General features: G+C 64.8%; 2 protein-coding genes. Both read left to right on the forward strand.

All coding sequences use genetic code 11. From position 1 onward, the window contains the following. Positions 1–319: 319 nt before the first annotated feature. The gene (locus BQ17_RS07370; RefSeq protein ID WP_141699153.1) at positions 320–631 is read left to right on the forward strand and encodes a hypothetical protein; all 312 of its coding nucleotides are present in this window, start codon (positions 320–322) and stop codon (positions 629–631) included. Positions 632–747: 116 nt separating this feature from the next. Next, on the forward strand, positions 748–2,592 hold the full coding sequence (locus BQ17_RS07375; RefSeq protein ID WP_089725723.1) for a tetratricopeptide repeat protein: 1,845 nt from the start codon (positions 748–750) through the stop codon (positions 2,590–2,592). Positions 2,593–2,846: the final 254 nt, after the last annotated feature.

Genomic DNA, 2,846 nt, shown 5'->3' on the forward strand with positions numbered 1-2,846 from the left:
ATTCCTCCTCGCCGCGCCTTGCGCTCGGGCACCATCGGCACACCTCGCTTACCGAAATATTCACGCGCGACGGGTATACGAATGCTGGACACCGGCCCGATGCTCTCCGCGGCGCGGAGCTGCCACCTTCCCACGCAGCGCCTGGGAACGAGAAAAGGGTGGCCTATCCCCAAACCATGCAGGCGAGACGCCTGCGCTACGTCGGGCGTCACCTTTTACGACACCCTCCCAGCGGGAGAGGGGCTTTTGCGACACCCTCTGTAACGGCTGGTCCGTGCTATATTTTCCTTCCGGCCAATCGGGTTTCGAGGAGGTCTCCGTGTCAAAGAACAAGGCAATGGTCCTGGTGGCGGCGTCGGTCGCCGTCGTGGTGGTAGTCTTCGTACTCATCTTCCGCGACAGTGTGAACATCCGTGCGATCTTTCCTTTCGGCACGGAAGTAAGCCTGAAGGGAGGGGATCCATCCCCGCCAGGACCGGGCCGGATCGAGGGTGAGGGCCTTGACGCGGGCGGTGATCTGAGCGCGGAGAACCGAGTCGGCGGTGACGTCCGGCTCAAGGACGCAAAGGCACAAGGCGATATCGATCTCTCCATCCAGGCCACCGGGGGTAACAAGGACCCAAAACATTAGCCCCCGCGTCCGCCACGGGCGCGGGGGCGTCTCGGATCGAGCTCGATGGGGGCTACGCAGGTCGCGACCTCTCCGTCGCTATCAATCATATCCCCGACCAGCTCGTCCGCGATTTGATGGCCGATCAGCGGGCGGGGCGTCAGGAACTCCAGGACAAGTTTACCGCGCTCAAGGTCCAACTCGGAGTCACGGAGCAGGCGCTAGGCACCTTCTTTGTCATCCTGGAGCAGGAGGTCCCGGCCGAGCAGTGGGCGGCACGTCTCCCCGAGATCGCGCTGCGCCACAAACAGGCCCTGGAACGCCTGGCTGGGTTAGAGACCGAGGACCCGGCGGTGCGGACGCTGCTCGACCAGGCCCGGACCGCTATCGAAGCGGGAGATTATGACCGGGCCGAACGCCTCCTGGACCAGGCCGAACAACGGGAGCTGGCCGGTATCCGGGCGGCGGAGGAGCTGCTGCAAGCAGCGCAGACGGCGGTGGAGCGGCGCCGGCTCTCCGCGGCGGCAGTCCGGGCCGAGCGGGCCGAGGTCTTGCTGATCCGGCTGCGCTATCGGGAGGCCGCGGAACGATTCGCCGCCGCCGCCGAGCTGGTCCCCGCTGCCAAGCCGGAACCGCGGTTGGCTTATCGATGGCAGCGTGCCAAGGCACTCTACCGCCAGGGTAACGAAAAGGGAGACAATGCCGCCCTGAAGGCGGCAATCCGGGCCTACCGGGATTTGCTCGAAGCATACCCCCGCGATCAGATGCCCCTGGATTGGGCCAGGATACAAAACAACCTGGGCAGCGCCCTTGCAAGACTCGGCGAACGGGAATCGGGCACCGAGCGCTTGGAGGCGGCGGTAGCCGCCTACCGGGACGCCTTGCAGGAGCAGACCCGCGACCGGGTGCCCCTGGATTGGGCCAGGACCCAAAACAACCTGGGCATCGCCCTTCAGACCCTGGGGGAACGGGAGTCGGGCACCGAGCGCCTGGAGGCGGCGGTGACCGCTTATCGGGCCGCCTTGCAGGAGCAGACTCGTGAGCGGGTGCCCCTGGATTGGGCCATGACCCAAAACAACCTGGGCATCGCCCTTCGGGTCCTCGGCGAACGTGAGTCGGGCACCGAGCGCTTGAAGGAAGCCATAGCCGCTTACCGGGACGCCTTGCAGGAACGGACCCGCGACCGGGTGCCCCTCCAGTGGGCCATGACCCAGAACAACCTGGGCCTCGCCCTTTGGAGGCTCGGCGAACGGGAGTCGGGCACCGAGCGCTTGGAAGCGGCGGTAGCCGCCTACCGGGCCGCCCTGCAGGAGCGGACCCGCGACCGCGTGCCCCTGGATTGGGCCATGACCCAAAACAACCTGGGTAACGCCCTTTTGAGACTCGGCGAACGGGAGGCGGGCACCGAGCGCTTGGAGGAGGCGGTAGCCGCCTACCGGGCTGCCTTGCAGGAGCGGACCCGTGAGCGGGTGCCTCTGGATTGGGCCATGACCCAAACCAACCTGGGTGTCGCCCTTGGGATTCTCGGCGAACGCGAGTCGGGCACCGAGCGTTTGGAGGAAGCAGTAGCCGCTTACCGGGACGCCTTGCAGGAGATAACCCGCGACCGTGTGCCCCTCCAGTGGGCCACGATTCAAAACAACCTGGGCCTCGCCCTTTGGAGGCTCGGCGAACGCGCATCGGACACCGAGCGATTGAAAGAAGCGGTGGCCGCCTTCCGGGCTGCCTTGCAGGAGTACACCCGCGAGCGGGTGCCCCTCCAGTGGGCAACTACCCAAAACAACCTGGGCAAGGCCCTTAAGGTCCTGGGCGAACGTGAGTCGGGCACGGCGCGGTTGGAGGAGGCCCGCCGCCACATGGAGGATGCCTGGCATGTATACAAGGACGCCGGAATGGATCAGTACGACGAATATTTCCGGCGGCGTTTAGGGGCAATCGACCGGCTGATCGCGGACGACGGTAAGAGGCTGTCTAAAAACTAACCTGTTGATTTTCTACTGGCATTGATTTTCGGCTGGCTCCCCAGGCTCCAGCGTGGGAGCAAACTTGTCCCGACGGAGGAGGGATCTTGACGCTCCAGCGTCGATTAAGCACCTCGGTAGGCTAACAGCCAACGCCGATCAGCACAGAGGAGCTGAGTCCGCGGGAGCGGACAAGACGGCGTTCCCACGCTGGAGCGTCACTGCCATTAAGTTAAGGAAAAGCGCAAAAATATGCCGCATACTTCACGTTTTTT

Origin of the sequence: Candidatus Thiosymbion oneisti, assembly GCF_900092655.1 — a bacterium.
Lineage (GTDB): Bacteria > Pseudomonadota > Gammaproteobacteria > Chromatiales > Chromatiaceae > Thiosymbion > Thiosymbion oneisti.

Bases quoted from the DNA above. Each gene is read 5' to 3' on its own strand.
- BQ17_RS07375 (WP_089725723.1), top strand. From the start codon at position 748: ATGGCCGATCAGCGGGCGGGGCGTCAGGAACTCCAGGACAAGTTTACC.